We start from the raw sequence: 734 nt of genomic DNA, 5'->3' as shown, positions 1-734 counted from the left end.
GGCGACGGCACGCACGAACACCCCACCCAGGCGCTGCTGGACGCGTTCACGCTGCGGCGCACTTGGGCCAGGCTCAACGGCACCGCCTCGGCCGGGACCGACCTGGCCGGCATGAAGGTGGCCATCGTCGGGGACATCCTGCACTCCCGGGTGGCCCGCTCCAACCTCTGGCTGCTGCGCACCCTCGGCGCCGAGGTCACCATGGTCGCCCCGCCGACGCTGCTGCCGGTGGGCAGTCGGCAGTGGCCGTGCACGATCAGCTACGACCTGGACGCCACGCTGGCCGAGGGCACCGACGCGGTCATGATGCTGCGCGTGCAGGGGGAGCGGATGAACGCCGCCTACTTCCCGTCCACGCAGGAGTATTCGCGCCGCTGGGGGTTCGACGACCGCCGCCTGGCGGCGCTGGACGCCTCCGGCCGCGCCGGCACCATCATTATGCACCCCGGCCCGATGAACCGCGGGCTGGAAATTTCCTCGGCGGCAGCCGATTCGCCGCGGTCCACCGTGTTGGACCAGGTACGCAACGGGGTTGCCGTGCGGATGGCCGCGCTCTACCTGTTGCTCTCCGGCGGCACCGAATCCGCCGCCCCCGCACCCATCGCCGCCCAGGAGGCCAAGTGACCGAGTCCAGCGAAACCACCTACCTGATCCGCGGGGCTTCGCTGACCGGCGGGGAGCGTGCCGACCTGCTGGTCCGCGGCGGGAGAATCGCGGAGGCGGGCACCGGCCTG

The 734-nt window shown here is 72.1% G+C and carries 1 protein-coding gene; it reads left to right on the top strand.

What is annotated here, in order from left to right; translation table 11 throughout:
• A partial coding sequence (locus AC5RV2_RS18725; protein ID WP_494093578.1) for an aspartate/ornithine carbamoyltransferase family protein occupies window positions 1-624 on the top strand: 624 nt, incomplete at its 5' end.
• Between the last annotated feature and the right edge of the window lie 110 nt (window positions 625-734).

It is taken from the genome of Arthrobacter sp. Y3225116, from assembly GCF_059091245.1.
This window is presented reverse-complemented; position numbering and strand designations above follow the sequence as displayed.